The organism is Actinomadura rudentiformis, assembly GCF_008923185.1.
Classification (GTDB): Bacteria; Actinomycetota; Actinomycetes; order Streptosporangiales; family Streptosporangiaceae; genus Spirillospora; species Spirillospora rudentiformis.
On record NZ_WBMT01000008.1, the window covers coordinates 303,684 to 330,682 of the forward strand.

Consider the following 26,999-nt stretch of genomic DNA (forward strand, 5'->3'; position numbering starts at 1 on the left):
CGAAGATCAACCATGGGTGGCTGTAGTCCCCTCCGAGGGCGCGGGCTGCGTGCTTGGCCTCATCCCAGTGCTGTAGCGCTTTGCCTTCCCGGCCTGATTTGGCGTGGCTGAGGGCGATGGCGAGTTGGAGGAGCCCCAGCGGGCACGGTGCTCGGTCTCTTCGTCGGGGCGAAGGAGCGTGGCGGCTCGGGTGGCGAGTTCGATGCGGGCCTCGTCTCGTTCGCCGGCGTCGCGGAAGATGTGGTTCATGTACCAAGCCGCTGCGGCGATCGCTAGCGGACAGTCGGAGTCCTGGGCGGCTGTCATTGCCCGGTCGCCGGCGAGCATCAGCATTTCGGGTGCGGGCTGGAACGACAGGTACAGCTGTGCGAGGTGGTAGATCTGGGCGAGCTGGCGCAGGACTTCCCGCCGCTGCTGGCCCTCAAGGAGCCGCGCGGAGATGCGGGCCTGGCGGATGAGCTCGGGAAGCACCACGGCGACGGCGGTCCGCTGGCGGGCGGCGCCGTGCCAGAGCTGCCATGCCTGGGAGACGCGTGCGGCCAGGTCAGCAGGCTGCAGCGGCTCGATGTGGCTGGTGTCGATCGGGTAGTTGGTGAGGGCCGCAGTGATGGCGGGCAGGCTTTCGTGGGCGGCTTTGGTGTAGGTCGACACCGGGACGCCTTCAGGGCCGACGAGGTCGTCGGCCTTGATGCTGAGAACGTTGGCGAGACTGATCAGCATCGGCAGCCGCGGCATCAGTGACCGCTCATTCTCCAGGTCTTTCACCCAATCCCCGGAACGGCCAACCAGCCCGCCCAGGACATTGCGCGGGAAACCGTTGCGGTCACGGAAGTACCGGAGTCGCTGCGCGAACCCCTGCTGCGGGATCGAGCGGAGTGTTAATCTCGGCCATGGGCCCTGCTCCTCACCAGAAGACTTAGACACCTTCAGGCTACGGTGCAGGGCCTCACTGTTTAAGGAATTCCCACCACCGATAGTCCATCTCCCAGCACGCGCTGAGACGAGGCTCCAGTGTCGGACCCTCGCTGTGCCTGTTGTTCCACGCCGGACTGATGCCCAACGCCAGGGCGCTGGCCTCAAGGCCGTCAGCGACCACGGCCAGGGCGTCGTCGAGAGTTACCTGGGCGCGCCGCCCCCGGCCCCGTAACCTCGCCTGATCCAGGGCGCGAGCGGGTGTTATCGGGCTGTTCCGCCGTTCAAGGCGAGCTCGTTGGCCGCGGTTGCTGGTGCGTACTGAGGCGGGTTGAGAGCCGGGCGATGTGGGCGGGATCGGCGGGGCGTTGGGGTGCGGGGAAGTGCTGGTCGAAGTGGCCGTCGGTCAGCGCGCGCATCGGTAGTACCAGGCCGCCTCGCTTGCGGCAGGCTGCGTGTTGGAGGCTGGGGTGCAGCAGGGTGGTGTCGGGCACGATCCAGGCGGTCTGCCCGCGGATGCCGTCGGTGAGCCGGTACAGCACGCCGGCTCGGGAGTAGGCGCGCCCGTCATCGAGCCATTTCTCTTGCTTGGTGGTGCCGTCGGGTTTGACCAGGACGCCGTCGCGGTTGGGATCCAGGCCTAGGACTCCGGCACCGCACCCCTTGGCGTCGACGATCAGCCAGGTATCGCCGGTCAGGACCACATGGTCGAGATTGGTGCCGCCGAGGCTCAGCGGTTCCAAGCCCGCGCCGCTGACCTGGTGGAACTCGGCGAGGTCATGGAAGAGGTGGAAGTGGTCGTCGCGCTGGTTCAGCCACTGTTCGATCGCTTGCGCGACGCGTTTTTCATGGAGGTCGCCGCGCCGCGCATCTGAACCGTATTTGGGGTGTTCACGAGTGTGGGCGACCTGGGAAGGCGCGCCTTCGCGAAGATCGCTTCCCGCCGCAGGCGAGATCGCTTCCCGGACGGGCACGTGGATGGGCCGTGCCGGCTGAGAGGCCAGTTCCCTGGTGAGGATCTCCAGCATGGTGACCACGCGTTCCACCGGCTGCTTTGTGAGGTCACTCCAGTCGGTGGAGTAGCACGGGCTCGGCCGAAAAGCGCGCGCTGCGAGCGTCGCGTTCGTCGCCGAAGCGGCGGGTGAGGATCTGGTAGAGCTCGGGCCGCCGGCCCTGAATCCAGCGACGGCCGGTCGACATGGGCAGCAGGTCGAGATCGAGATCGGCGACCACCATGGTGTCCTCGGCGGCCCAGGTCTCGGCGAGGATTCTGCCGTACGGATCGAGGATCATCGCGTTCCCAGTGCGTATCTCGTCGTCGTCCCGGCCCACACCATTGCTGAACAGGAGAAAGAGGCCGTTGTCATGGGCGCGGGAAGGCAGCCAGCGCATGAGCCACTCCCGCCCGTTCGGCCCGCGCAGTTCGGCCTCGATCGAGCGGCGGTCGCGGTCACGCCACAGCTCCACGGGGATCGGGCGCATGCCGTGCGGGCTGCGGGAGGCGGTGCCACCGGTCTGGTGCGGCGCGACGAGGACCGCCGCGCCGAGCAGCGCGGTCGCCCGGACATTCTCGACCAGGTTGTTGTCCCAGCAGATGAGAATCCCCATGCGCACGCCCCATGGGGTGTCGAAGACGGTGTAGCGGTCTCCGCTGGAAATCGCCTCGTGCTCGAACGCATGCAGTTTTCGGTGAATGTGGACGCGCCCGTCCGGCAGACACATGGCGTAGGAGTTGAACAGGCGGTCCTGATCATCGATCTCCAGGAAGCCCACGCCCACGGCCATGCCGAACTCGACCGCCAGCCCGCGCACACGCTCCACCGACAAGCCGCTCACCGGTTCAGCGAGCTCTCGGAGCCGGTCGGCCGGGTAACGGCGCAGGTGCCAGTAGCCCAGTACGCACATCTCGGGAAAGACGACGACCCGGGCCCCGGTCTCGGCCGCCCGCTTGGTGAAGTGCTCGATCCTGGCCAGGTTGTAGGTCTTGTCATCGGCCCGGTGCTCGAACTGAACGGTCGCACAGCGCATGGTTCCTCCTTGGTGTCGCCCATCCGCGCTCACCATCGAATCCTAACCAGGACTCATTCGTCCAATGAATCTTTTGATGGATGACATAATATTCAGGAATGGATATTCGCCTACTTCGCACCTTCTTGACCGTTGTCGAGCACCGCGCCTTCGGCCGGGCGGCACTGGCGTCGGCCATGACCCAACCGGCCCTGAGCAAACAGATCCAGGCGCTTGAGGCACAGGTCGGGGGGCGGTTGTTCCATCGCGGCCGACACGGCGCCACACTCACCGATCTGGGGACGATCCTGCTGCCGGAGGCTCGGGATCTCGTGCGGCGGGCCGACGCTCTGGCGGTGCGAATGAACCGGATGGCGCGCGGGGAGATCGGACGGCTGTCGGTGGGTTTCGGCTTGTCGAGCGTCGAGCTTGCGCCGCGGGCGGTGGCGGCCTTCAGGCGGTGCTACCCGGACGCGGACATCATCCTGGACGACATGTCTTCGCAAGCACAGCTGGAGCGGCTCGCGACAGGCCAACTGGACGTCGGATTTGTTCGGCTGCCGGTCGGTGGAGAGTGGGGGCGGCTGACCCTGCAGACCGACCGCCTGGCAATCGCCACGGCCGGTGACTCACCGGATGATCCACCGCCCAAGAACGCAGACGTTGTGGCGCAGTGGGCGGCCGCGCGGCCGTTCGTTGGATTGGCACAGGTGAGAGGACCAGGGCTGGCGTCACAGATCGAGGGGTTGTGCACTGCCCTCGGCGTGCACGCAGAGGTGGTGCAGGAGGCGCATGACCTGCAGACCGTGCTCGCCCTGGTGGCAGCGGGCGTGGGTACGGCGTTCGTGCCGGCCAGTGCGGATTCGATCGCACCGGCGCAGGTCGTGCTCACGACCGTGGATCACGACGCCGCATCCTGGCAAATCGGGGCGGTGTGGGATCGGCATGCCCGCAATCCACTGACTGTCAACTTCCTGGAGGTCGTGCGCGAAGTGGCCGCTTAATTAAGCGGCGCTGGCGCACGCACACCCGCCCATCGGCGATCACAATGCCCGCTAAACCACGAGATCCCGCCCGATCAAGACGATCGGACGGGATCTGTTCAACCAACCTCAGGCCATTTCAAGAACGACCCTGGGTATTTGCCGCCCGATTGGGTCAGACTCCAGCCAGGGATTCCATGCACGGTCACGCTCATCGGCAAGCACCTCGCCACGACGCAGTTGGGAGCCGCGACAGCAACGCTACTTACGGCCCGCGCACACGGGGGGCGCGCCGGGCCGCCACCCCTACCGCGCCTGCCGGACTCCTGCCCGGCCCTTCAGCAGGCGCTTGTGGAAGTGGATGCCAGGTAGCGCGCCGGCGCCCACCGGCTAGGGCCCAGCCCGCGGAAGCCGTTCGTGGTTTGGACGGAGGCGCGCACCACCTGACCCGACCTCAGTTCTCCGATCCTTTGCGCATGGAGATTTGGAGCCGTGCGGACCCATAGGCGGGTTGTGGCGCGGTAGCAGGCGGTGGGCGCGCGCAGGGCCGCAGTGGCCGCGGCCGCACCGGTGGCCGCACCGGTGGCCGGCGCGGTGGCCGCTACGCCGGGAGCCGTTCCCAAGGCTCCCAGCACCAGGGTGGCGCCGAGCGCTACTTCCAGGGCGCGAGCTGGACCGATGGTCATCGCGACAGGCGATCGTCACGAACATCGATGAGGCCCGCGAGTCCACCCCAGATAATGCACTTTCTGTCCGATATCAGATGATCATCTAGCGGTTGGTCTCACGAGCGGTTTCGGCTGGCGGTGAGTCCTGGTAGGCAAGCTGCCGTCGCAGGAGCAGGTTCTCCCCGTGCGCCTGCTCCAGCGCGTGTCGTAGTGCGGCGAGTTCGTCGCGGTGGGTGCGTCTGAGCCGGGAGATCTTTGCCGTTGGCGCGAGCACCACGCTGTCGACGGCCGGGTCGGCACCGGGCTGAAGTTAGGATCGGGCCTGGTCGAGCGCTGATGCCTGATGGGCCCACAACTGTTCGATCCGCCTTCGCAGGGTTACGTGGCCGTACAGGAATGAGTGGGAGACGCCGGCCACGCGCTGCACCGGCGCCTCCTGTTTGATCAGGCGCTTGATCGATTCCTCGGAGTCATTGGTCTTGGGTCGCGGGGTTTCCAGAGACCTCGATCTGGAGTGACGCGAAGACTGGCTTGATGCCCGGGCCCGTTGGCGGGTCGTGCCCGAATCGGGTTCCGGTGGCAAACGGCGCCGGCGGTGGGTCGCAGCACCTGCGGCGATGACCACCAAGCGCCTCTGTACGAGCGTTCTGAAGGCCGCAGGCTCGGTGAACGCCAGAACATATTCGGCCGTCATCAGGCCACGATCCCTGCCCTCGGCGGGCAGGTCACTACCACTTCCAGGATCTGGCGCCTGTGGCGCAAGGCCTGTTACTTACCGTCTGCGTGACCGCTACAGGCCATCGTCCAGGCGATTCTCGCTCTGGACCACGCACCGATGAGGTTGGAAACATGTGAGCGTAGCGATCAGGAGGATTTCAAATTTCCTGCACTGTTATGGGTGATGCCGCTCTCGGTTTACCGGGCGCCGATTGGCAGCGCTCAAATAGAGCGAGATATTTGCTTGCGCCACGGCGTCAGGCGGAGGGGAAACAGTTGTGAAGCGCGGAGGGGATCTCTCTCGTAGTCCTGACATCGACGGGCGACCTTCGAAACGGCAGCGCGGCGCCACCCGTTACTACGGTCAGTTCAGCCTGGTTGAGCAGCTTGGCGCCACCGGGGACGCGAACGCCGGCCAGTGGCTGGTCGACCTGGACTGCTTTGCCGCGCAGTGGTTCGACGGCCTACGCGGCGACCTAGGGGATCTTCCGTCCTGGCGCACGATCGCCCAGCAGGCAGGGTCGCTGATCGTGGAGTTCATCCAGCCGGAGGACGACCTGCTCGACATGCTCGAGCCCGCGCTCGGCGCGGTGGCCGGCGCCGGTGAGCTTCCCACCCGCTGGCTGAGGCTGGAGCTTGCGGTCGACCCCAATCGCGCGGACGGGCTAATTCCCGTCGACGTATACCTCCCGCCGCCGGACGTCACCGATCCAACCCTCATCGCCGTCCACGGCCAGCCGGCGCAGGGCGGGCGGCTGTTGTCGGTGCAGCCGCCCGGCCAAGCCGCCGACAAGCTGACCCTGCTCGACACGATTCTGGATGCGGAGGGCTGACAGCGATGGCCAAGCACAAGCTCGGCGCCACCGTGGCGGGTTCCGCAGCGGCCTGCCAGCTACGGCTGGCGGCCCGGCTCCCGGCCGGCACGAACCCGCGTTTCGTTGTGGTCGCCGATATCGGGCAGGGCAATTGCAATGTCGTCATGGACGACGACGGCCGGCCGATCATCTACTACGACATGGGTGGCGGGACGAGAGGAAATCAGTTCACCATCCCGGCCCCGACGCCGGTCTTCTGCCTGGACGTCGCACACAGCCTGTTCATCCTCTCGCACTGGGACGACGATCACTACGCCTTTCTGGATGCGGCACTGGCGGCCACGCATCTGGTCGGCATTGAATGCCTGGCTCCAGCGCAGAAAAGTCCGGCCACTCTGAAGGCGAACAGGAGCGCGACGTCCGGCGCGGTCGCCAGCGCCCTAGCGGGGGTGCCGGTAAACGGTGCGGTTCAGGGCGGTGATCTGTATCTGTGGCGCGACGAGAACGCGCTCGCGCCCAGCGGTAACTACGACGCGACCCACAACGACTTCACGGTCATCAAGGTCACTCACAACAACATCAACAACACCGGGCTTGCGCTGCGGCTGCGCAATCCCGGCAACCCCGCCCAGTACATGCTGCTGACCGGGGACGCCACGTTCCAGCGGTTCCGGCCGAATGGTGTGAACCGGCAGACCTTCGTGCACAACTGCGACCAGCAGTGCGTGGGGCTGGTCGCCTCCCACCACGGCTCGGAGGTGGGCCAGGCGCTCGACATCCCGCGCCCTGATCCCGCCGTGACCTCACACCTGATCGCCTACTCGTTCGGCTGGGGCAACAGCTACGGTCATCCGCTGGACGACGGTGTATCGGCCTATGAGCAGCAAGGCTGGAGTGACGACCACCGCATGGACACCGGCGGCGCTGAGCTCGCGGCGCGATACGCCGGCCCGCGCGGCAACGTCGGCCTGGTCTGGCCGGCCGCGGCACCCGGTCCGGGCGTGGCGGCCGCGCCCGGCGGGCCGCAGAACAGAGACGAGGCGGCCGTGGGGCTGCTCGCGGCCACGGCCGCCGAGGTGCAGGTGTGCCGGCCGGCCCTGGCCGGCCGGGAGCGGGTGGCGGCCGGCGCGGCATACCAAGCTGCGCTGGAGGGCGACCCCGCCGTGGCGGCGGCCTTGATCACCCCGGCCACCGGCGCGCCCACGCTGGCGCCGATCGCCGCCGCCGTGGGCGCGCCGCCCGTGCCGCATGTGCCGCACGCGGAGCTTGTCGCCGCAATGGGGACGGCCACAGCCGCGGCCGGCGCCGTCCAGCCCGCCGCGGCCCAGGGCCTGGTCGCCGCCATCGTCGACTGCGTTGCCCTGGCCGCCGCGTGCGCTGCCAGAGAGGTGGCCGCCAGCGTGAAGTACGAGATCGAGCAAGGGGCGTCCATCACCAACGCGACGCGGACGGCGTACGCCGCCGCGACCGCCCCGCAAACCCTGGCCGCGATGGAGGCGGCCGTGCCTGATGATTTCCTACAGCGAGCCATCAACCAGGCGCAGGCGCACGCCGCAGTGCCGCCCGTGCCGACTGTGGCCGCGCTGCGAACGATCCTGGTCGCCGCGGTCGCCGCCGCCCAGCAAGCGCGCATTGGCAGCCCAGGCCTGGCCTACGCCGAGCAGCCGCCGGAGGCCGCCGGCGCCGCCGCGGCCGCGACGGCCGGGCTGGGCCGCGACGACATGGCGGTCGCCATCGCGGCGGCGGCCGGCTGCACACCGGCCGTGCCCATCCACGCGCAAGTGGTGCCGCCCGCGACGCTCGTGGACAACGACAACGCCAAGATCCTGCAGCGCGTCGCCGCCGCGGCGGCCATCGCCGGGCCGCCCGTCGCCGCGGGGGTCACTCGTGACGATGTGGCCGCCGCAGCCGTTGCCGCGGCCCGGGTGGGCCTGGCCGCGGCCTGGGGCGCCCCGCAGGTGGGCTGCCACCGCCATCCCCGCACCTGCCCGAACGGACCGTGCTCGCTGTCGGTGCACTACTGCCACGGCATGTTCCCGGCCCGGATCCGCACCGCGGCCGGCACCGGAGCCGGGGCGCATGCGGGCGACGGCCTGCCCGCCACGGCGGCGAGCTTCACCGATCCGCGGTACGTGTTGCAGGACTCCAGGTTTGCGGTCTACATAACCGACACCGGCGCGCACCGGATCCGCCGGATCGGCACAGACGGGGTCATCCAGACCCTGGCCGGCATCGCCGCCGGCGGCGGGTACGGCGGTGACGCCAACGCGCCCGCCGCACAGGCCCGCTTCGACACCCTGGCCGGCGTCGCGCTGGACCCATACCGGAACCACCTCTACGTCGCCGACTCCGCCCGGCACCGCGTCCGCCGGATCGACCTGTCCACCGGCCAGGTGAGCGCCGTCGCCGGGACCGCCGCCACGGAGGGCTTCCACGGCGACGACGGACCGGCGCACGCCGCCCAGCTGAACGGCCCTCGCGGCCTGGCCTACGACGACGCCAGCCACGCGCTCTACATCGCCGATACCGGCAACCACTGCGTGCGCAAGGTTGACCTGGCCACCGGCATCATCACCACGGCCGTCGGGCAAGGCACGGTGGCGGGCGACGGGCCGGACGGGGCGGCCACCGGCTGCCAACTGGACAGCCCCCGCGGCCTGGCCCATGCCGAGGGAGTCCTATACATCGCCGACACCGGCAACCACCGGATCCGGAGCGTGCTGCACGGCCAGGCGACCGGGATCGCCGGTACGGGCGTGGCCGGCCTGGGCGCCGCCGGCCTACCCGCGGTCACCGCCCAGCTCAACGCCCCCCACGGTGTCGGCGTCGCCGGGACCGGGGCCGCGACCACCGTCCTGATCGCCGACACCAGCAACAACCAAATCTGGGAGATCAATACCGCGGGGCAGCTGACCACCCTGGTCGCCCCCGGCGTACTCCAGCACCCCGTCGCGGTGAGCTCCGACGCGGCAACCAATGATGTCTATATAGCCGATGACCACGATCACTGCGTCCGGACGTACACCAGGGCCACCGGCGTGGTGGCCGTGTTCGCCGGCGCCGCGGGCACAGCCGGGAACACCGGCGACGGCAACCTGGCCACCAACGGCCGGGTGTCCGCGCCGTTGTCCCTGATCTGCGGGCCGGACCAGATGTTCATCGCCGACACCGGCAACCACCGGATCCGGTCCGTCAGCCTGACAACATCCCACCTGGCCGCCGTGGCGGGCGATGGCAACCATGGCGACACAGGCGATGCCAACTCCCCCGCGAACGCGGCGCAGCTTCACTCGCCGGGCGGCCTGGCCTACGATCCCGTAGCGCACGCGCTGTACGTGGCCGACACGGCCAATCACTGCGTGCGCCGGATCGATCTGGCCACCAACAACACCTACCTGGTGGCCGGGCAACCCGCCGCTCCTCCCGGCCACAACGGCGACAACATCTCCGGGACGGCCGCGACCCTGCATACCCCGACCGATCTGGCCTTCAACAGCGTCACCAACGAACTGCTGGTAGCCGACACCGGAAACCATCGGGTGCGGGCCATCAGCCTGCCGACCGGCATCATCACCACCAAAGCCGGCACGGGAGCCGCGGCCTACGGCGGCGACGGCGCGCCGGCCACAATGGCGCAGCTGAACACCCCGGTCTCGGTGGCCGCCGACGCCAACGGCAACGTGTTCATCGGCACCAGCGGGGACCACCGCGTCCGCCGTGTCGATGTGAACACCGGCAACATCACCACGCGGGCCGGGACCGGCGGAGCCGGCGCAGGCGGCGACGGAGGCAACCCGACCGCAGCAGGTGCCCAGCTGAACATCCCGGCAGGCTTGACCACCGACCGCGCCGGCAACCTCTACATCAGCTGCACCGGAGCCCCCGCCGTTCGCATGGTCACCTGTGACGGCAACTTGATCACCACCATCGCCGGCACCGGTCTGGGAGGGTACTCCGGCGACGGAGGAGACCCCGCCCAGGCCCAACTCAACGGCCCGCACGGCATCCACACCGACGAAGCCGGCCGGAACCTATTCATCGCCGACGCAAACAACCACCGGGTCCGTCGCGCCTGCCTCTAAAACCCGGACACATCGTTGAAGATCGCACACCTAGGAGAATCAGCTTTCTGTCTGGTTTTATGCTTAGGATCCGATTCTCGGTATGGTCGGTTGTCGCGTCGACCGACCAGCTGTGCCGTCTCGGTGAAGCTGCTCGATTCTCACTCGCTACGCCGACGTCGCGGCCGTCCACGCTGAGGTGATCGTGCCCGTCGATGACGACGGATGGAGCGGCCTGCGCGGGCTCGCGCCGCGAAGGTGATTTCCGGTCCCGGTCAGGGCGCAGTTGTCACCTCGTAATGATGTTGTCCGGCGCATCGAGCCAAAGTCGCTGCTGGTTCTGCGAGGCCGTCAAGCCGAACCGGCTGCGGCCTGGGCGTCCGAGTCGCAGCCACTCTAGGTAGGCGGTCTGGGCCTCGTCCCACAACCGGCGGGTGCCGCCCTGCCCTACGTCGTAGTCGGCTGCGCCGCGGGGGGCGGTGCATGCCGCCCAGGAGTCACCGTCTGGGTCGGTGAGGATGATCCGGCGGGCCCAGCCGTCGTTGGTCTTGACCGAACGTGAGTCGACTGCCAAGGATCCGAGCCGTGCGGTAATGAGCAGTTGTGCGCCGCCCTCGGCGTTGGCGATGAGCCGCGGATCCATTCTGGTCATGGTCTGGGAGTCGGCCTGCTGTGGGGGCTCGTGCACGGTGTCGGCGCGTTGGGACCGCATCATCATGAAGTGGATACAGCGGCCGCGGCTGCGGCAGCGGAGGCTCGAACCAGACAGCGTCATCGAGCGACACCACACGCCCTGACGCCCGCACACGACCAGCAGACCGAAGGATCAGCTCCTGGACATCCACACACCCAGTCTTAATCAGCTGCCACCAACCGCGAGCCCCGACCAAGCAGCACTCGCGGATACCACCGCTGCATTCCGCACGCCGGACTCCGCACCGGTCAGATTGCCAAACGATGGCCGCCTGTGAGGTCTCACACCATTGCTGATGGACTCCTGTGAGACGCCCTGTGCCACACGACCTAGCTGACGCCCCTGACCCGCACTGACACCGATGACCAGAGACCTTGCCGCTTGGACGCAACCGACGCTGGAAGCCTAGGGCGGAAGTTCTCTGAAACGTTCTTCGATCACGACGCGTGCGTGTGGGTGGCGCGCAGCGAGGCGACGAGTGAACGGGCGCGGGCCGATCCCACGCCGAGGGTGACGCGCAGGGTGTCAGCGGAGACGGGGCGGCCTTGCTCGCGCCGGTGTTGTTGATCGATCTCGCGGGCTCGGGTGAGGAGTTCGTCGTTGGGAAGCGGCGACGACCTGCGGCGGATGGCCGGTTTAGAGGGTGTGGGTCTGGGGGCTGGCTGCCGACCGGGGTTCAACGCTGATCCGTTCGTGGCGGTCGGAGTCGGACTGGCCGGGCAGTGCGGGTCCGACTGCTGGCCAGGCGGCTGGATGGTGTGGAGGTGCCGGAGCAGGCCGGGGCCGACTTCGGACCAGCCGATGAGCAGCAGCGGTCCGACCGCGTCGAAGGCGGCACGAGCATAGTCGCGACGCAGGATCGGTTCGGCGGCGTTGAGAGCCAGCGTGGCCAGGCCCGAGAAGACCAGCAGCAGCCGAGCCGGGAGAAGCTGCCGCGCGGTGGCGCCGTGGACGCTGAGATGGTGCACCGCCAGCAGAAGCCCGGTGACCGACAGGTCCACGGCCGGGGCCACCAGCGGCGCCGCCCAGGGCTCGACACCGAGACGGTTCCCGAGCGCCCAGACGTTGGTGAAGCTGAAGGCGAAGGTGAACACCGCGATCAGCGCGAGCGTTGCGGTGATGATGCGGGGGAGGATCTGGTTGTACGTCGCCCGCCGGCCGGGTTGTGTGCTGAGCCGGGGTGAGGAAGCAGACATGACTCCGGTGGTCCTCTCTCATCTGCCGGAGAACGAGGGCCCACGGCGCCAGGCTCGTCAACATGAGCCCAGCGCCGGACCCGGGACAGGAGGGGGAGGAGCCAACCTCGTGATTGGCCGTCAGGTAGTTAGGCCGCGCGTGTGCCCGAGGTGTGCCCGAGCGTCCCGGTACCCCGAGGGACTGGGCGGGATGAACCGGGACGCTGACTCACGGATACCGGTACGAACCGGGATGAAATGGGAGAGTAGGTGACCTGCTGGCACGGGTTTGTCGCGGCTTGTAAACAGAAGGTTAGGGGTTCAAGTCCCCTCGCCGGCTCCCAGACTAAAGGCCCCTCCCGACCCCGGGCGGGGCCTCCGCCGTTCCACCCCCAGCAAGAGACCGCCACCCCAAGAGCAAGGCCGCCAACCCCAAAAGCAAGGCCCTCACTCCGCTCGGACAGTCCTCCCTGGGGCTCCGCCCCAGACCCCGGGCGGGGGCTCCGCCCCCGCGCCCCTGGCCTCTTCCACACGAGACAAGCCTTACAACCACCCCCGACTCAAGATCGAACCCCTCAAGATCGAACCCCTCAGGATCGAGCGTCTCTACGAAGTGACCACCATGCTCGTGAGGGATGGAAAGCCACCATGGCGCTGTGGTGTCGCCTCGCTAGATCCGTACTCCGGGCAGCTTCTCCTCCGGTTCTCCGCACCGTCGCGGCTGACAACGGCCTCGCTCTAGCATCTCCCTCTCGACGGGCATCCATTCTCCGGCCATCACACTGGTCCGCCCGAGGTGAGTTGGGTGGCTGCTGCCCAGACAGGCGCCAGAAGGGCGGCGATTTCCCCGACGGCCCTCGGCACGTCTGTACACGGGGCAATGAGATCACCCGACGAAGATCGGAACCAGGGCTCTCCATCGTCGGGGCACAGTGCGAGCGCGATGCTTTCGCCCACACTCGGCAGCACGCGATAAAACACCAGGAGTCGTGGCGGACCCGATTCATACCGCGAGGAACTCGCGAGTGCCACCAAGGCTAGTGCTTCACCGAGGCGATCAAGAGAGTCGGTCATCGCCGCCATGGCGTACTCCACGCCGATCATGTCGGGTCCACGGAAATGGATTCCGGCGCGCAGACTTGTGCCGTGACCTCTGCCGTTCGCTTTTTGAATTCATCCAGTTCGGCAATCGCCGTGGGTAGTTCCTTGAGTAGATCTTTCGCTCCTCCGTTGTCAGGTTGAACGCAATCCTTTGTTCGGTTCCTTGATTGCGTGAATGTGGTGTCCACGAGTTGAGCCAAGCCGGGGTGGCGTTGTTTGCCGGTCATTGAGCATCCTCCTTGGTTGAGTACCGCATGAGTCTTCCGCGAAGTCCGGGTGCGCTCTGGCCATAGAGGGCGCCCAGCCCGGCTGAGTCACCGACCAGGTGCCAGGCTCCGGGCGTGAGATCAGCCAGCCAGGAAATTCGGCGTTCAATTCATTTTCCTGACGCCTGAGCAGTGAAGAGTGTCGGGGCCGTTGCGTTGGCTCACGGCTTCCCCCAGTCCTTGGCATAGGCGCCGACCTGGTCGGCGATCCTCTGGGCGGCCCCACGAACATCGCTGACCGGGTGCTGGAAGTCGGCCCGGTTCCAGGAGAAGTAGCGCATCGAGAAGCTGACGAAGATCCAGACAAAGACGCCAGGGACGCCAGTGAACACCGCCAACCCGGCCACGTTCTCGCGTACCTCGGACCGGACCTCACGCTCGGCGAGCGCGGCGCGCAACTCCGACAGGAGTTCGATCTCCAAGGACTGGTTCGTCGGCTCCACTGCGTAGCCCCTCCCGTGTCTGATCACACTTCGAGGATGCTCGGGAGACACGTCACGCCGCATTACCGCCTGTGTCGCATCCAGGACGGAACGCGCTGGTCTTGTCTCGTCTCGTGCTCGTCCTTGTTACGCTCCTGCCGTCGGAAGGTCGGACATGCCGAATCCCCCCGTACGGCTGAAGGTGCTTCTACGTGAGAAGCACTGGCAGACGCATCACGCGTTCTGCGGCGAATACGACAAGGCCGCCAAGTCCATTGACCCGAAGCTGGTCCAGACGTGGCCGAGCCGTGCACAGTTCCACCGATGGATGAACGGTGAACTCAAAGGGCTTCCGTATCCACACCATTGCCGGGTGCTGGAGACGATGCTCCCCGGTTGGACAGCCGAGCAGCTATTTGAACTCTGTCCTCCCGAGGAATCCAGCCAGCCCGCCAGCAGTCTGGACGAGCCCATGGCGGCCGACGTCGCCGAACTCCTGGCGACGATCGAGCATCGCATTGACGCGCCCAAGACCGGAGAGATCAGCTGGGGCGCCACCACACGAGCAATCCCGGCCGCCAAGCGGCGTCTCCAAACGCTCGCCGGATCCCCTATAGCCGACCCCAGCGACCACGCCCATGAGCTGGGCCGCAGATTGCTGGAGTTGCAGAAGGCGCGACGGCTCAACGACGTGGAGATCACTGAGCTGGCCGGACTGTCCGGACATGTCATCGAACTGACCAAGCGAGTCGACATCGAGATCGCTCCTGACGGCGGTGCCGTCGTCGACTACCGATTCGACCTGCTTAACCTGGGCGACAAGCCGCAGGCCCGTATGTCGCGTGAGGTGTGGTTCGAGCACACCACCGGCCCCCTGGTGATCAAACCTGTCCCCGACATGGACCGGCGAGTGGCCATCCAGCGCATCCACGACACGACCAACCTGGCCAAGTTCGCCTTCCAGATCTCCCCGCCGCTGCGGCCCGGGGGAGTGGGCCCGCGTCGGCTACATCACCGAACACGGCAAGTTCGACGTGAACCACTACTGGCGCGAGTCGATGCCTCGCTACTGCCGTCACTACGAGATCCACGTCCGCCAACGCGACATCGACCTGGGCGGCTGCACAGCCACCGAAGAACATCCGGACGGCTCGGAGAACTCAGCCACCGATAGCCTGATTTGGGACATCGAGGGCAAGGACGCGGTCATGTCCCTGACCCGCGATTACCTGCGCCCCAATCAGGCCGTGACCCTGCGGTGGGAAGTGATCCGTGAACCTGCGTGACGAGATCGAAGGGACCCTGCGAGCCTGGCACGCCTACGAGATCAAGCGCGGGACCAACGCCGTCATCGACTTCGACTGCCACCCCACCGACGAGGAGATCCAGCCAGCCGACAACCGGCTGGAGATCTACCGCCGACTCGGGGACCTACGCGCCCGCGCCGAGCAGGCCGGAGCCGTCCGACTCATCGTCCGATTGAACGCAGACCGCGCCTACCTCGGTGCCCTCCTGGGCGAACGACTCCCGCTTTCGGAGTATGTCGCCGCGACCCAGGGATGCGGCACAGCCGGATGGCAAGACGGCTACATCACCCAGCGCGGCGAACAAGCCCGCCAAGCCCTTGCCGCACTCGGCATCGACTGGAGCCCAGACACCTCGCGCGACCTTCACGCGTTCGAAGCTCCCATCGAAACCCAGGACGCGCCCGATGCGATCCGCCAGGCCACCGACGACTACGAACGTGCCGTCCGTCAGGTCACCGGCAGCGATGCCACCTTCGAGCTGACCATCGAAACCACCGAGGTCGACGCCTACTGGGCGTACTGGCTGGACGGCGCCGGCCACAGGGTCCGCCTGCGCCTCAACCTCCGTAACGCCAGCTTCACCAAGGTCGCCGCCCGCCAATTCGCCCTCCACGAGGTCCTTGGCCACGGCCTGCAAGGCGCCAGCTGGTCCGCCCGCTGCGCACCCGAAGACGTTCCCTGGGTCCGCCTGATGTCAGTCCACGCACCCCAGCAAGTCCTGCTTGAAGGACTGGCCCAGGCACTCCCGCTCTTCATCGCTCCCGACGATCAGGCCCTTGTCACCCGCACCAAGTTCGACCACTACAACCAGCTCGTCCGCGCCGAACTCCACCTGGCTCTCAACCTGGGCGCCTCTATCGAGGGACTGGCCGACCACGCCCATTTCCGCATGCCCTGGACCAGAGACGCCGTGATCGCCGACCTCCTCACCGACCGGGGAGCCGACCCACAACTCCGCTCCTACCAATGGGCCTACCCGGCCGGGTTCGACTGGTTCGCCAACCTCGCCGAAGCCGGCCCCACCACCAAGCACGAGGTCCTCCAGGCGGCCTACCGAGATCCCCTCACGCCAACCGACCTTGCCGCACTGTGGCCAGCGGGCCCCACCATCGGCGGCCAAGGAGCCTGACACCAGCATCATCGGCCGGACAGACCGCCGGATGAGACCTCCGATGTGTCAAGGCGTCGAGAGGGTCGTCGGCTTACGGCTCTAATACGTCCTGAGCATGCGGACGGGAGGCTCAACAAGCCGCTCCGACCAACCTTGCCGATATGAGCTACTGAGCTACCTTGCCTATCCATCGCAACGAGCAGGAGCCCATGACCGACCTCAAAATCACCTGTGACGAACAGGCCAATGCCGCTTACATCTATCTTGTCGACCCTGTTCAGGCCGGGACGCCAGGGGCGGCGGCGAACATGTACGCCTGTGATCCCATCGCCGTCAACGGGATGATCAACCTCGACTTCGACAAGGAGGGGCGCGTTATCGGTGTTGAGGTCCTTGACGCCCGCTCCAAGTTGCCGCAGTACCTGCTCGACACAGCCGAGCGTCTGGACGTCTGACCAGGGCGAAAGCCGCGCTGTGCAACCTCGGTTGAGGTGGCCCTGGCCAGACCGGGGCGCTGCTGCCACGTGTCCATTGGTCGCATCAGCTTTTGCGGGGGGTGTGGCAGCCGCAGCCGATGGTTGCGGAGGGGAGGTGCCGCGAGGGCTTTTCCTTGGCGGCTTGTTCCACGCTGGTCAGCATGCGGCGGCGTTCGGCGGAGGTGATCAGGTGCCCGGCGGCGAGCACGGCGTGGATCTTGGTGGTGTGGGTGATGTCGGCGAGTGGATCGGCGTCCAGGACGACCAGGTCGGCGAGCTTTCCGGGATGGATCGTTCCGAGTGAGTGCTGTGCGCCCATGAACGTGGCGGCTTGGAGTGTCGCCGCGCCGAGGGCTTCCCGGGGAGTGAGTCCGGACCTGACGAGCAGCGCCAGCTCGTCGTGGAGGCTGAACCCGGGGTAGGCGTAGATGAAGCCGGACTCGCTGCCTGCTAGCAGGCTCACTCCGGCTTCGCGCATTGCGGCGACAAAGCGCAGTCTGCGATCAAACAGTGCGTGCTGTTGCGCGACCTCTTGTGGGTTGCGGCCGGGCTTGTAGATGTTGTCGACAGCCCACCGCCACCATTGCTGGTCTTCGGCGGGAATGTACTTGAGCCGGTCATCGGCGAGGAATAGAGCTTCGGGGCGGTCCACGATCTGATGCATGGCAAGGGTGGGGGTCACCCAGGTGCGGTTGCGCACCAGCCGCGTGAAGACCGCCGCGGCCCGCTTTGGGCTGTAGTTCTCAGCGGCGAGCCACTCGGCCTTGTGGAACTGGCGGAACCAGCCGGCGTATCCGCCGGGTTCGATCGTGATGCTTGCCAGCGCCCGCTGGACCTGCCGGTGGCGGCTGGAGGTGGCGCACCACAGGGTGTGGATGTGCTCGATGCTGCGCTGCCCGGCGTCGCTGGCCTGCACGATCGGTACGGTGTCAGGGCAGTGCCCGGCGAAGGGGATGTGCTGCCGCCGCGCTTCGTCGGCGATCGCCGCGTAGGCCTCGCGCGGCACTCGGGAGTACACCTTGACGAAGTCGGCCCCTTCGGCTTTGGCTTGCCGCACCGCGCGGCGGGCTTGGGCCGGGGTGGCGACCAGGATCGCTCCGCTGGGATCTTCCGGATCGGCCAGCAGCGAGGGGGAGCCGTCCACGATCGTGCTGGCGATCGTCCACCGGGGGCCGCGAATCCGGCCCTGTTCGATTGCCTCCCGCCACCCGGCGACCACTGCGGACCCGGCCATCTCGCGGACCGAGGTGACCCCGTTGGCCAGGTAGAGCGGCGGGGAGATGTGTTCAGTCCCGATGCTGTGGGCGTGCATCTCCCATAGCCCCGGGATGAGGTACTTGCCGGTGAGATCGACAACCGTGGCGCCTGGAGGGACCGGTACCTGTCCGCGCCGTCCGACTCTCACGATCCGGTCGCCTCTGATCAGCACGGTGGAGTTGATCAGAGGCTGGGCACGAGTGGCGTCGATCACGGTGACCCCGACGAGAGCCAGCAGGGGTTCGCCCCTGCCCCCGGCGGTGCGGGCCTCGCCAGAGCGAACTGCGGCAGAGCGGGCCGCGCCGGTGGCGGTGACGATGGCCGCACCCGCAGCCACACCACCGATCAGTACATGACGGCGGGACGGAAGATCGGACATCGCAGAGCTCCTCAGCACTGGAAGCGTCGGCGACTGCTGGCGCACCGCCGACGCCAACATAGCCTTGTCTAAGACATCCTTCAAGATATTCGTCTTAGACAAATCTATTAACTTCTCATCGGCTCATGTGGATCTTCTGCCTGGTGGGGGTCCTTGCTCGACAAGACGCCCATCTGCTCGGGCCGCCACACCTGGGGCGAAGGCCGATGCGTGTGGCAGATGGATTGACTGGTCTCCTCCCCGCATCACTTGCAGGTCAGCGCGTGGGCGAAGCGGGCTGCGGTCATTCGCGTCTTCGTTGCTGCGCGGCTAGGTGGGTCGAGCAGGGGTACGGCCGACCTGCCGGTGGCGCGAGCTTCGCTGTGGCGTGCGCCGGAAGTGGTGAGGCCCGATCTGCGTGGGGTTTCATGTGCGGGGTTCAAGTGCAACATGTCTGAGACAAGCATCAAGGTGTTTGTCTCAGACAGTGATACTTTCGGGCGATGGGAAACCGCGAGAAGCTGCTGAAGGCCGCCCGGGACTGCCTCCATGAGAAGGGATACCGGCGGACAACGGCCCGCGATCTGACCACCGCGGCGGGAGTCAGCCTGGCCGCCATCGGGTACCACTTCGGGTCGACCGAGGCGCTGCTGAACGCGGCTTTGCATGAGGCGGTGCAGGAATGGGGAGAGCGGCTCGAGTGTGCACTGGCTGCTGGAGCTGATGCCGGTGCGAGTCCCGCGGAACGCTTCGCGGCGATCTGGACGCAGATCATCTCCTCGTTCGAGACCGACCGTCCACTCTGGGCCGCCCAGGCCGAGGTGCTCGTTCAGGCCCAGCACGTCGCCGAGCTCAGAGCACCGCTCACCGCCAGCATGGCCGAAGGCCGTTCGGGACTGGCCGAGGTCTTCCTGCCACCCAAGGCCGAAGGCAACATCGATGACACCAGGGCACGTTTGGTCGGTTCCTTGTGCCAGACCCTGCTGACCGGCCTGGTGATGCAATGGCTGATCGATCCCCACCAGGCCCTTTCCGCGAACGAACTCGCCAGTGCCCTGCACATACTCGCCGAAGAACTCGCCTGAGCCCCCGGCGGTCGCGGCGCCATCCCGGCCCGCGAACGCTCGGCCGCCTCATCCGCACCTGCACCCGCTCACGCCGCTGCAGCCCGCATGTGCTTCTGATGTGTCCTCGCCAGCGCTAACGGAACCTGATCGCTCGGGCCTGCGTCCCAGCCTCCGAGTTCAACACAGGCAACGGGTCCCTGTGTGCCGGATCCGGCCGGCCGACATTCGTGTTCGAGGTGATCATGTCGACGTTCATGGATCTTGCCGTTATCGATCTTCATCCGGACATTGAGCCTGGCCCGGTTCTGGCAGCCTTGGGCAAAGCAGCCACACAGCAAGAAAATATCGACTTGCGAGTGTGGAACCATTCGCTGCCTGACGGACGCTCACGTCTTTTGATGTGCATGGAGCGTTCGGCGGCGCATTCCCTCATCAAGGGGGCCTTCGCCTCGGTGAGCAAGCACATCGCCCGCATCCTGGTGGAGGTCAACTCGGATGAGTTCGGCGCCGAGCAGGTGGTCCTGGCGAATCGCGATGGCCGCCTGGTCCGCACCCATCATCTCGCCGTCGAACCCCGTACCCCGGACGGTGTCTCCTATAGCTTCATCGATTTCGTCACCGATCCCCCGCCCCACATGCCTCCCGAAGTCCTCGCGGAGATACCCGACGAGGTTCGCGCAGACCCGGTCGCCGTCCTCAACTATCCCGAGTTGCATCGCATGCTGAAAACCCACCTGGGAACCTACGACGACTTTCCCATGGATGAAGGGCTGATCTGCGAGTCCGACCATCCGGATGCTCTGCTGGATGGGCCGCTGGCCAGGGCACGCACCGCTGAGTTGTACGGGGTCGCGGTGGTGGACCTGTCGGCCAGGGTCTACGCGTTCTTCGAGGCCATCCCCGCCTTCGCCGATTGGTGGGCGGCATTGGGAATCGAGAGATTCAGGGGCGCTCCGGACGCGATCCTGGGCCAGACTGCTCGTTAACGGGCGACCGTTCAACGGGTGAAGTAAACAAGAGGACGACCAGATAGCTCCGACCTGCAAACGGACGGCCCCCTGCGCGATCAGGGTCGTCCGTTCCGCCATTGCCTTGTGGGTGTCGAGGTTGTCGCACACCAAGTGCGGCTCAGGTCGGTGAAGCTTCGCGCGTCCCTATATCACCGAACACGGCAGCGGCCAGGCCCTTGTCCACGATGTAGCACTAGGCCGCAGAGCTGCGATAACACTCGATGAATTGCGCACGTCTGGGTTTGATCCGGTTTGACGGACATGTTGGTTGTGTCGGTCAGGCTGCGTGGTGGGTTTCGTATTCGGTGGGGCTGCGGTAGCTCAGGTTGGTGTGCAGCCGGTGGGTGTTGTACCAGCCTTCGATGAATTCGAAGATGGCCGATCGGGTGGCGGCACGGCTTGCCCAGATCGTGTGGTCGGTGTCCAGTTCGCGTTTGAGGGTGGCGAAGTACGACTCGGCCAGCGCGTTGTCCCAGCACACGCCGGTCCGGTCGGCCGACAGCCGGATTCCGTGGGCGGCGGTGATTTGGGCGAACGCGTGACTGGTGTATTGGCAGCCGTGGTCGGCATGAAAGATGAGCCCGGGTGCGGGACGCCGGTTACGGCAGGCTTGGGTGAGCGCGTCGGGGACCAGTGGGGTGCGCAGGTGGTCGGCGGTGGCCCAGCCGACGACCTTGCGGGAGGCGATGTCGATGACGGTGGCCAGATACAGCCGGCCCTCCTGGGTGGCCAGATAGGTGATGTCGCCGCACCAGCGCCGGTCGAGCGCGTACGGGTCGGGGCCGAAGTCTCTTTCGATCAGATCTGGCCGGTTGGTTGCCCGCGGGTCGCCGATGGTGGTGCGGGCCCGGCGTCTGCGATGCCGACCGGCCAGGCCGTATTGGCGCATCAACCGCGCCACCTGGCGGCGGCCGCAGCGCACATCTTGTTGCTGCAGGGCGGCGTGCACTCGCCGGGGCGCGGTAGGTGCCCCGGCGAGCGGGCGTGCACCACGCTGATCTGGTCGGCCAGTTCAGCGTCACTGGCAGCTCGGGGCCCGGGGATGCCTGCGCGGCGGGCATAGAAGGCGGCACGGGAGACCTCTAGCAGCTCACACGCCCGCTTGACGCTGTGACCTGTCTGCTTCTCCGCCTCGATGAACGGGTGCACCGTTCACTCACCCAGGTCCTTCACGAAGAACCGCACCCTTTGCCATGACCTCTCAGCGCGGGTTCTTCGCGTGGGTGAGGGTCTCCCAGGCCAGGAAGCGCGAGGCACCGACCGGGCGCTTCTGCTTCACCCACTTGCCGGCATGAGGCATGTCGTATCCGAGGCGCTGGTGCAGCGCGTTGTAGCCGACTTCGAGGTTCGGCCCGAGGCCGGGGATGACCTTTCCGCCGCACAACCACGATGGCACCGTCGCGCCCAGTTGCAGGCGAGCGTGGAACTCCATCGCGAATCGCAGCCGGTGTTTTGCCGTGGCGTACAGGTTCACGCCCTGGTGGCGGGCCGTCTCTGCGACGTGGGAGATGGCCGCGATCCCCCATCCGGTGTGCCCGAAGTCACGGCAGGTTTCCTGGGCCAGGCCGTTCACGAACTTGGTCTGCCCGTGCCAGTAGTCGATGATCTCGGCTTTGGTGTCGTGCTTGCTGTTGGGTGGGGCTTTGGGCAGCGAGCCGTCGGTCTTGAGGTAGATGTAGGCGGGCAGCCTGCCGCGCCAGGTCGTGACCGCTCGGTTGAAGGAGGCGCGGTCGTCCAGGTGCACGGCGATGCCGATGGCGGCATCGGTCATGATCAGTTCCCAGTTGCCCTGGTGGTTGGGCTTTCCGGCGATCAAGGTCGGCAGGTATACGGTGCGAAGCTTGCCGGCGAACCGGCCGGCCCGAGTCCAGCCGCTGTAGGTGTGCTTGATGAGCTCGGCGGCGCGGGAGAAGTTGGCGCCCGCAAAGCCGGTCTGGAGCGGCGCGTTGCTCCCGGTGTGCTTGCTGATCACGGCCGACCAGGCGTCCATGATCTGGATCGCCTTCTTGGCGTAGCGGGAGTCCTTGGTGAGGTACCACCGCAGGGCGTGTGTGTAGGCCGCATTGGCGTCCTCACGCTCGTCCGAGCAGCCGTGGTCGGGCCTCCCCCACATACCGCACTCCACGACGGCGCGGGGCTTGGCCGTGTAGGACAACGAGGCAACGGGACTGCGTTGCAGGGCTTTCCAGGCAGACTTCCACGGTTCCTTGCCGAGGTTGGCTCTGACGAAGTCGAGCTGAGCGCGGCTGACCAGGACGCCGGGATGCTTGAACACGGCAGCCTGCGCGGGCTGCGGGACGGAAAAAGCGCCGACCACGAGCATGGTGGCGGCGAAAGCGCGAGCGAGACGCACGGGTTTCCTTCCAAGGCGCGGACGCTCATTCAGCCAGCCGCCGACTCAGCTGTCAATTTTCGCGCCTGGACATTGGCCGCTGTACCACGCCGTTGACGGTGACCTCAATGCCGCCGAGGAGTGCCGCGGGCGGTCCCGCCGGCGGCCGCGGTCCGCATTTTCAAACAGGCACGGCATTCACCCGCGACCTGCGATCGGTATCCCCACTGTCGCCGCCCACTACAGCGAGCAGCTCACCACCCTGGCGGCCTGACTCGCAACGACCAGGCCCGGGGAGGCGGTGGTCAGCTCTGCTAGGTCTGGCTCATCGCCAATACAGACAATGAACGCTGTTGAGTACGGTCTGTTCTCACAGCAGGTTGAGCCAGGCTGGATCGTAGTAGATCCGGTGTTCTTTGATCAGTCCGTCGCGCAGCCGTATCCGGTCGATCCCGCTGAACTCGAAGGGTTCGTGTGCCCCAGTGCCCCGGGCGATCCATTCCACGAAGAGCACCTCACCGTTGTCTGCATGATTGATGGCCTCGCGGCGCAGGTCGGGTACTCGATGCAGGAGGCGAGCGATTTTCTCTTTGTATTGGGTGATTCCGACGATGGGCCCAGAGTCGCCGGAACACAGGACCGTGACGTCCGGGGTGACGGCGCGGGCCGCCAGGTCGGGACGGGGGCCTGGCCCAAAGAGCCTGCCAGTGCTCGATGCGGAATCGCAGTTGCCCGGGACGTGCGGTGGGCATCGGATGTTCGCGGCTCATCGTTCCGTCCTCCTCCTAGGGCGCTTGCTGGGCGAGTCTGGCTACGCCCGGGGCGCGGGATCATCGTCCGCATGGCCGATGCCGGTCGGCGAGGTGGTTGATATCAGCGGCCCGGCGGCGCGGAGAATACTGGCGGGCAGGAGCACACTGAGATCGAGGACCGATGACCGAGGGTGAACCGCGACGGGAATCGCGGCGAACGGCGACCTTTCTGCTGACCGAGGTCGAGTCGGCGATGCCGTTGTGGGACATGGCGCCGGACTCCGCGGACGCGGCGATCGCCTTGCACTACGAAGTGATCGATTCGGCCGTACGGGCTCATGGCGGGGTACGGGCCGGCGGGATCGGGTCGGGCCACGGCGTGCAGGCGATGTTCGAGTCAGCGGCCGAGGCGGTCGCCGCGGCGTTGGCGGTGCAGTTGGCGCTGGCGCGGCAGGACTGGCCGGCGGGGCTGGCAGTCCGTGTGCGGATCGGGGTGCACACCACTGAGGAGCGCGGGCAGCACAGCCGCGGCTACTCCGATGTGGCAGCCCACCGCTGCGCTCGGGTGCGGGACGTCGCGCACGGCGGACAGATACTGCTGACGGCGGCCACCGCCTCGCTGGTCGCCGACGCCCTACCAGAGGCGGCGTGGCTGGCGGACCTCGGGCCGCATCGACTGCGGGATCTGCTGCGTCCGGAACGGCTGTACGAGCTGCGGCACTCGGATCTCTCACGGGATTTCCCGCCGGTGCGGTCGCTGGATGTGGTGCCCAACAACCTGCCGGCGCAGTTATCCAGCTTCGTCGGCCGGGCCGAGGAGCTGGCCACGGTCAGGCGGCTGCTGGAGGGACAGCGTCTGGTGACGCTGACCGGCGCGGGCGGCTGCGGCAAATCCAGGCTGGCCGTGCAGGCCGCTGCCGCGATGGCCGACCAGTGGCCGGACGGGGTGTGGTGGATCGAGGTGGGCGGTCTCGGCGACGGCGCCCTGGTGGCCGAGCTGACCGCGGCGACCTTGCGGGTGCTGGTGGAGCCGGCCGGCGGACCCATGCGTGCGCTGACCACTCAGCTTCGCGGACGCCGGTTGCTGGTGTGCCTGGACACGTGCGAGCACTTGCTGGACGCCTGCGCGGACCTGACCGGCGGGCTGCTGCGCGCCTGCCCTGAGGTATCGGTACTGGCCACCAGCCGCGAGCCGTTGGGCGTGCTGGGCGAGACGGTGTGGCGAGTGCCTTCGCTGGCCGGGAAGGATGCGGTCCGGCTGTTCGCCGACCGGGCCGCGCTGGTACAGCCCGAGGCCTCCGGCCTGGCTGACGACCCTGCGGTTGCCACCATCTGCGGCCGCCTGGACGGCATTCCGCTGGCCATCGAGCTCGCGGCGGCCTGGGTGCGGGCACTGTCCCCGGCGCAGATCGCAGCTGGGCTGGACGATCGCTTCCGGCTGTTGATCAGTGGTCGACGGGACACGATCGCCCGGCACCGCACCCTGGCGGCCTCGGTGGACTGGAGCTATGACCTGCTGGAGGAGCCCGACCGGGTGGTGTTCCGTCGGCTGGCCGTCTTCGGCGGCGACTTCGACCTGGCCGCCGCCCAAGCAGTCTGCGCCGTGGACCAGGCCGGCGACAGCTGCGGCGAGGCGGACACGCTGACGGTCATCGGCCATCTGGTGGACAAGTCCCTGCTGGTGGTCGACAACGGTGCGGGCGAGGCCCGGTTCCGGATGCTGGACACCATCCGCGATTACGCGCGGCGCAGGCTGGCGGACGCAGGTGAGACCGCGGCCGCCTGCGATCGCCATATCGGCTATTTCCTGAACCTGGCCGAGGCCGCGGCTGCGGGAATCGATCACGATCAGGACCGGTGGTGCCGGACGTTGGAGGCCGAGCACGACAACATCCGCGACGCGTTGGGCTGGGCGCTGGGCGCCGACGATCCCGAGCGGGGACGGCGGCTGGCCGCGGCCATGGGCATGCTGTGGTTTCTGCACGGCCATCTCCATGGGGGCCGCGGCATTTTGGAGCAGGCCATCCAGCTGGCTCCCGAGGACCGCTCGGTCCTGCAGGGCAGGCTGCTTGCCGGTATGGCCCTCATGGGCATGGCAGCCGGGGACCCGCTACTGACCGGTGACGCGGCACGGCGGGGTCTGGACATCGCCATCGAACGCGGCGACGACGCCCTGCGCGGCCGCTGCCTGGCGCTCCTGGCCTACGCCGCCTTCTACCACGACTTCCCCACCGCCGTGGAGTTGGCCGACCAGGCCAAGACGTTCAGCCTCCCGGCCGGTGACGACTTCACCACCGACTTCGCGATGATGGTGAAGGCGTTCACGCTCCACGAACAGGACCGGCACGCCGAGTCCCTGGAACTGGCCCGGCGGACGTTCAGCCGGGCGCACCGCCGAGGGGACCGCTTCAGCGCCGCCTTCACTCGCAATTGCGAATCCTTCGGCGTGTTCTTTGGCGGCGACGTACGCCGCGCAGTGGAGTTGGCGATCGAGGCCACCCACATCGCCGAGGGGCTGGCGGACTCCTTCACCGTCGCGAACCTGACGGTGTTCCAGGCCTGGTTCATCTGCCTGTCCGGGGACCTGGAGGGCGGTCGGCGGCTTCTGGAGCCCATCGCCCGGCAGATCGAGGACGCCGGACTCACCGAAATCTCCTGGTTGGCATGGGGACTGGGCAAACTGCATCTCTACGGCGGCGACTTCGAAGGCGCCGCGAAATGGGCGGAGCGAGGCGGTCGTTTCGCTGTGCCGACGAGCGACAATCGCGTGGCGTGCATGGCGCAGCTGGTCGAAGTGGCCGCGGCGCGGCGGCTCGGGCAACGTGACCAAGCGCGGGCAAGAGCCGAACGGGCGGCGGCGCTGGCCCGCGCGATCGGCGCGTACTACCCGTTGGCCGATGCTCTGGAGGAGCTGGCACACCTCGCGGCGGCAGACGATCCCGCCCGGGCCGAAGACCTCCACCATGAGGCGCTGGCCATCCGTCTCGAACACAAGCTGCGCCCGTTCTATGTCGACAGCCTGGAGGCCCTCGCCGCCCTTGCCGCGCGATCACAGAGGTCGGACAAGGCCGTGCGGCTGCTCGCCGCCTGCGAGGCGGCCCGAGAGGAGATGGGTTATGCCCGGGCCCCGGTCAACCAACCCGCTGTCGATGAGACCCTCGCCGCCGCCCTTGACGCCCTGGGCGGCGACGCTTTCGCCACCGCCAAGGACGAGGGATCTGCGCTGTCTCTGGACACCGCCGTCGAGTACGCCACCCGCGCCCGGGGTGCACGGGCGCGGCCGAGCAGCGGCTGGGCCAGTCTCACCCCGGCCGAGCGGCAGGTCGTACGCCTGGTCACCGACGGCCTGACCAACCCCGAGATCGCCAAACGCCTGTTCGTCACCCGCGCGACCGTGAAGACCCACCTGTCGCACATCTTCGCCAAGTTGGACGTGACCAACCGGACCGAGCTCACCGGCCTGGCCTCACGCGCCACCCGCGACCAAGGATCAATGCCGGACTGACAC

21 protein-coding genes and 1 pseudogene are annotated in these 26,999 nt (G+C 67.4%); 9 read left to right on the plus strand and 13 right to left on the minus strand.

Going from position 1 to position 26,999, the window contains the following annotated elements; translation table 11 throughout:
• Positions 1-6: 6 nt before the first annotated feature.
• The 4 genes and pseudogenes from F8566_RS18995 to F8566_RS19005 all read right to left on the minus strand — a co-directional run bounded on the left by F8566_RS18995 (position 7) and on the right by F8566_RS19005 (position 2,940).
• On the minus strand, positions 7-735 hold the full coding sequence (locus tag F8566_RS18995; RefSeq protein WP_264159346.1) for a hypothetical protein: 729 nt from the start codon (positions 733-735) through the stop codon (positions 7-9).
• Between the two features lie 12 nt (positions 736-747).
• Positions 748-924: pseudogene (locus F8566_RS52265) on the minus strand (hypothetical protein); the annotation flags it as partial.
• Positions 925-1,196: 272 nt separating this feature from the next.
• Positions 1,197-1,958, minus strand: coding sequence for a nuclease-related domain-containing protein (locus F8566_RS19000; RefSeq protein ID WP_151561612.1), 762 nt, complete (start codon positions 1,956-1,958; stop codon positions 1,197-1,199).
• Positions 1,959-1,974: 16 nt separating this feature from the next.
• Positions 1,975-2,940: a nitrilase family protein gene (locus F8566_RS19005; RefSeq protein WP_225993317.1), complete on the minus strand. Its 966-nt coding sequence runs from the start codon at positions 2,938-2,940 to the stop codon at positions 1,975-1,977.
• A 98-nt stretch (positions 2,941-3,038) separates the two neighbouring features.
• On the opposite strand from F8566_RS19005, the gene F8566_RS19010 reads away from it, so the two are divergent.
• Positions 3,039-3,923, plus strand: a complete 885-nt coding sequence (locus F8566_RS19010) for a LysR family transcriptional regulator (RefSeq protein ID WP_151561615.1) — start codon at positions 3,039-3,041, stop codon at positions 3,921-3,923.
• Positions 3,924-4,880: 957 nt separating this feature from the next.
• Here F8566_RS19010 and F8566_RS51305 read toward each other — a convergent pair.
• Positions 4,881-5,264, minus strand: coding sequence for a hypothetical protein (locus F8566_RS51305; protein WP_225993318.1), 384 nt, complete (start codon positions 5,262-5,264; stop codon positions 4,881-4,883).
• A gap of 301 nt (positions 5,265-5,565) precedes the next feature.
• Between F8566_RS51305 and F8566_RS19020 the strand changes: the two genes are divergently transcribed.
• Together F8566_RS19020 and F8566_RS19025 are read left to right on the plus strand one after the other, a co-directional pair.
• Positions 5,566-6,120 (plus strand): hypothetical protein, encoded by a 555-nt coding sequence (locus F8566_RS19020; RefSeq protein ID WP_151561616.1) that lies wholly within the window; start codon positions 5,566-5,568, stop codon positions 6,118-6,120.
• Between the two features lie 5 nt (positions 6,121-6,125).
• Positions 6,126-10,184, plus strand: coding sequence for an NHL repeat-containing protein (locus tag F8566_RS19025; RefSeq protein ID WP_151561617.1), 4,059 nt, complete (start codon positions 6,126-6,128; stop codon positions 10,182-10,184).
• 268 nt (positions 10,185-10,452) lie between these two features.
• On the opposite strand, the gene F8566_RS19030 is transcribed toward F8566_RS19025, so the two are convergent.
• From F8566_RS19030 to F8566_RS19050, 4 genes are all read right to left on the minus strand, one after another.
• On the minus strand, positions 10,453-10,881 hold the full coding sequence (locus F8566_RS19030; protein ID WP_151561619.1) for a methyltransferase domain-containing protein: 429 nt from the start codon (positions 10,879-10,881) through the stop codon (positions 10,453-10,455).
• A 413-nt stretch (positions 10,882-11,294) separates the two neighbouring features.
• Entirely contained in the window at positions 11,295-12,053 is a 759-nt protein-coding gene (locus F8566_RS19035) for a DUF2637 domain-containing protein (protein ID WP_151561620.1), read from the minus strand.
• 1,079 nt (positions 12,054-13,132) lie between these two features.
• Complete coding sequence (locus tag F8566_RS19045) at positions 13,133-13,360, minus strand: hypothetical protein (RefSeq protein ID WP_151561623.1); 228 nt, start codon at positions 13,358-13,360, stop codon at positions 13,133-13,135.
• A gap of 200 nt (positions 13,361-13,560) precedes the next feature.
• The gene (locus F8566_RS19050) at positions 13,561-13,842 is read right to left on the minus strand and encodes a hypothetical protein (protein WP_151561624.1); all 282 of its coding nucleotides are present in this window, start codon (positions 13,840-13,842) and stop codon (positions 13,561-13,563) included.
• A 154-nt stretch (positions 13,843-13,996) separates the two neighbouring features.
• Between F8566_RS19050 and F8566_RS19055 the strand changes: the two genes are divergently transcribed.
• The 3 genes from F8566_RS19055 to F8566_RS19065 all read left to right on the plus strand — a co-directional run bounded on the left by F8566_RS19055 (position 13,997) and on the right by F8566_RS19065 (position 16,694).
• A complete protein-coding gene (locus tag F8566_RS19055) occupies positions 13,997-14,995 on the plus strand; it encodes a hypothetical protein (protein WP_151561625.1) in 999 nt (332 codons plus the stop codon).
• Between the two features lie 98 nt (positions 14,996-15,093).
• Positions 15,094-16,257: a hypothetical protein gene (locus tag F8566_RS19060; protein ID WP_151561627.1), complete on the plus strand. Its 1,164-nt coding sequence runs from the start codon at positions 15,094-15,096 to the stop codon at positions 16,255-16,257.
• A gap of 191 nt (positions 16,258-16,448) precedes the next feature.
• A complete protein-coding gene (locus tag F8566_RS19065) occupies positions 16,449-16,694 on the plus strand; it encodes a DUF2283 domain-containing protein (RefSeq protein WP_151561628.1) in 246 nt (81 codons plus the stop codon).
• Positions 16,695-16,779: 85 nt separating this feature from the next.
• Here F8566_RS19065 and F8566_RS19070 read toward each other — a convergent pair whose 3' ends face one another.
• Positions 16,780-18,351 (minus strand): amidohydrolase family protein, encoded by a 1,572-nt coding sequence (locus tag F8566_RS19070; RefSeq protein WP_192809744.1) that lies wholly within the window; start codon positions 18,349-18,351, stop codon positions 16,780-16,782.
• 482 nt (positions 18,352-18,833) lie between these two features.
• Here F8566_RS19070 and F8566_RS19075 point away from each other — a divergent pair, with 482 nt between their 5' ends.
• A complete protein-coding gene (locus F8566_RS19075) occupies positions 18,834-19,415 on the plus strand; it encodes a TetR/AcrR family transcriptional regulator (protein WP_151561631.1) in 582 nt (193 codons plus the stop codon).
• A gap of 209 nt (positions 19,416-19,624) precedes the next feature.
• Entirely contained in the window at positions 19,625-20,383 is a 759-nt protein-coding gene (locus tag F8566_RS19080) for a hypothetical protein (protein WP_151561632.1), read from the plus strand.
• A gap of 301 nt (positions 20,384-20,684) precedes the next feature.
• Here the strand turns inward: F8566_RS19080 and F8566_RS19085 are convergent, their stop codons facing one another.
• From F8566_RS19085 to F8566_RS19095, 3 genes are all read right to left on the minus strand, one after another.
• Complete coding sequence (locus F8566_RS19085) at positions 20,685-21,356, minus strand: IS3 family transposase (RefSeq protein WP_151561636.1); 672 nt, start codon at positions 21,354-21,356, stop codon at positions 20,685-20,687.
• A 252-nt stretch (positions 21,357-21,608) separates the two neighbouring features.
• Positions 21,609-22,760: an alginate lyase family protein gene (locus tag F8566_RS19090; protein WP_225993319.1), complete on the minus strand. Its 1,152-nt coding sequence runs from the start codon at positions 22,758-22,760 to the stop codon at positions 21,609-21,611.
• Positions 22,761-23,109: 349 nt separating this feature from the next.
• Entirely contained in the window at positions 23,110-23,496 is a 387-nt protein-coding gene (locus tag F8566_RS19095; RefSeq protein ID WP_151561637.1) for a nuclear transport factor 2 family protein, read from the minus strand.
• Positions 23,497-23,672: 176 nt separating this feature from the next.
• Here F8566_RS19095 and F8566_RS19100 point away from each other — a divergent pair, with 176 nt between their 5' ends.
• Positions 23,673-26,996, plus strand: a complete 3,324-nt coding sequence (locus F8566_RS19100) for a helix-turn-helix transcriptional regulator (protein ID WP_151561638.1) — start codon at positions 23,673-23,675, stop codon at positions 26,994-26,996.
• The last annotated feature ends 3 nt before the right edge of the window (positions 26,997-26,999 follow it).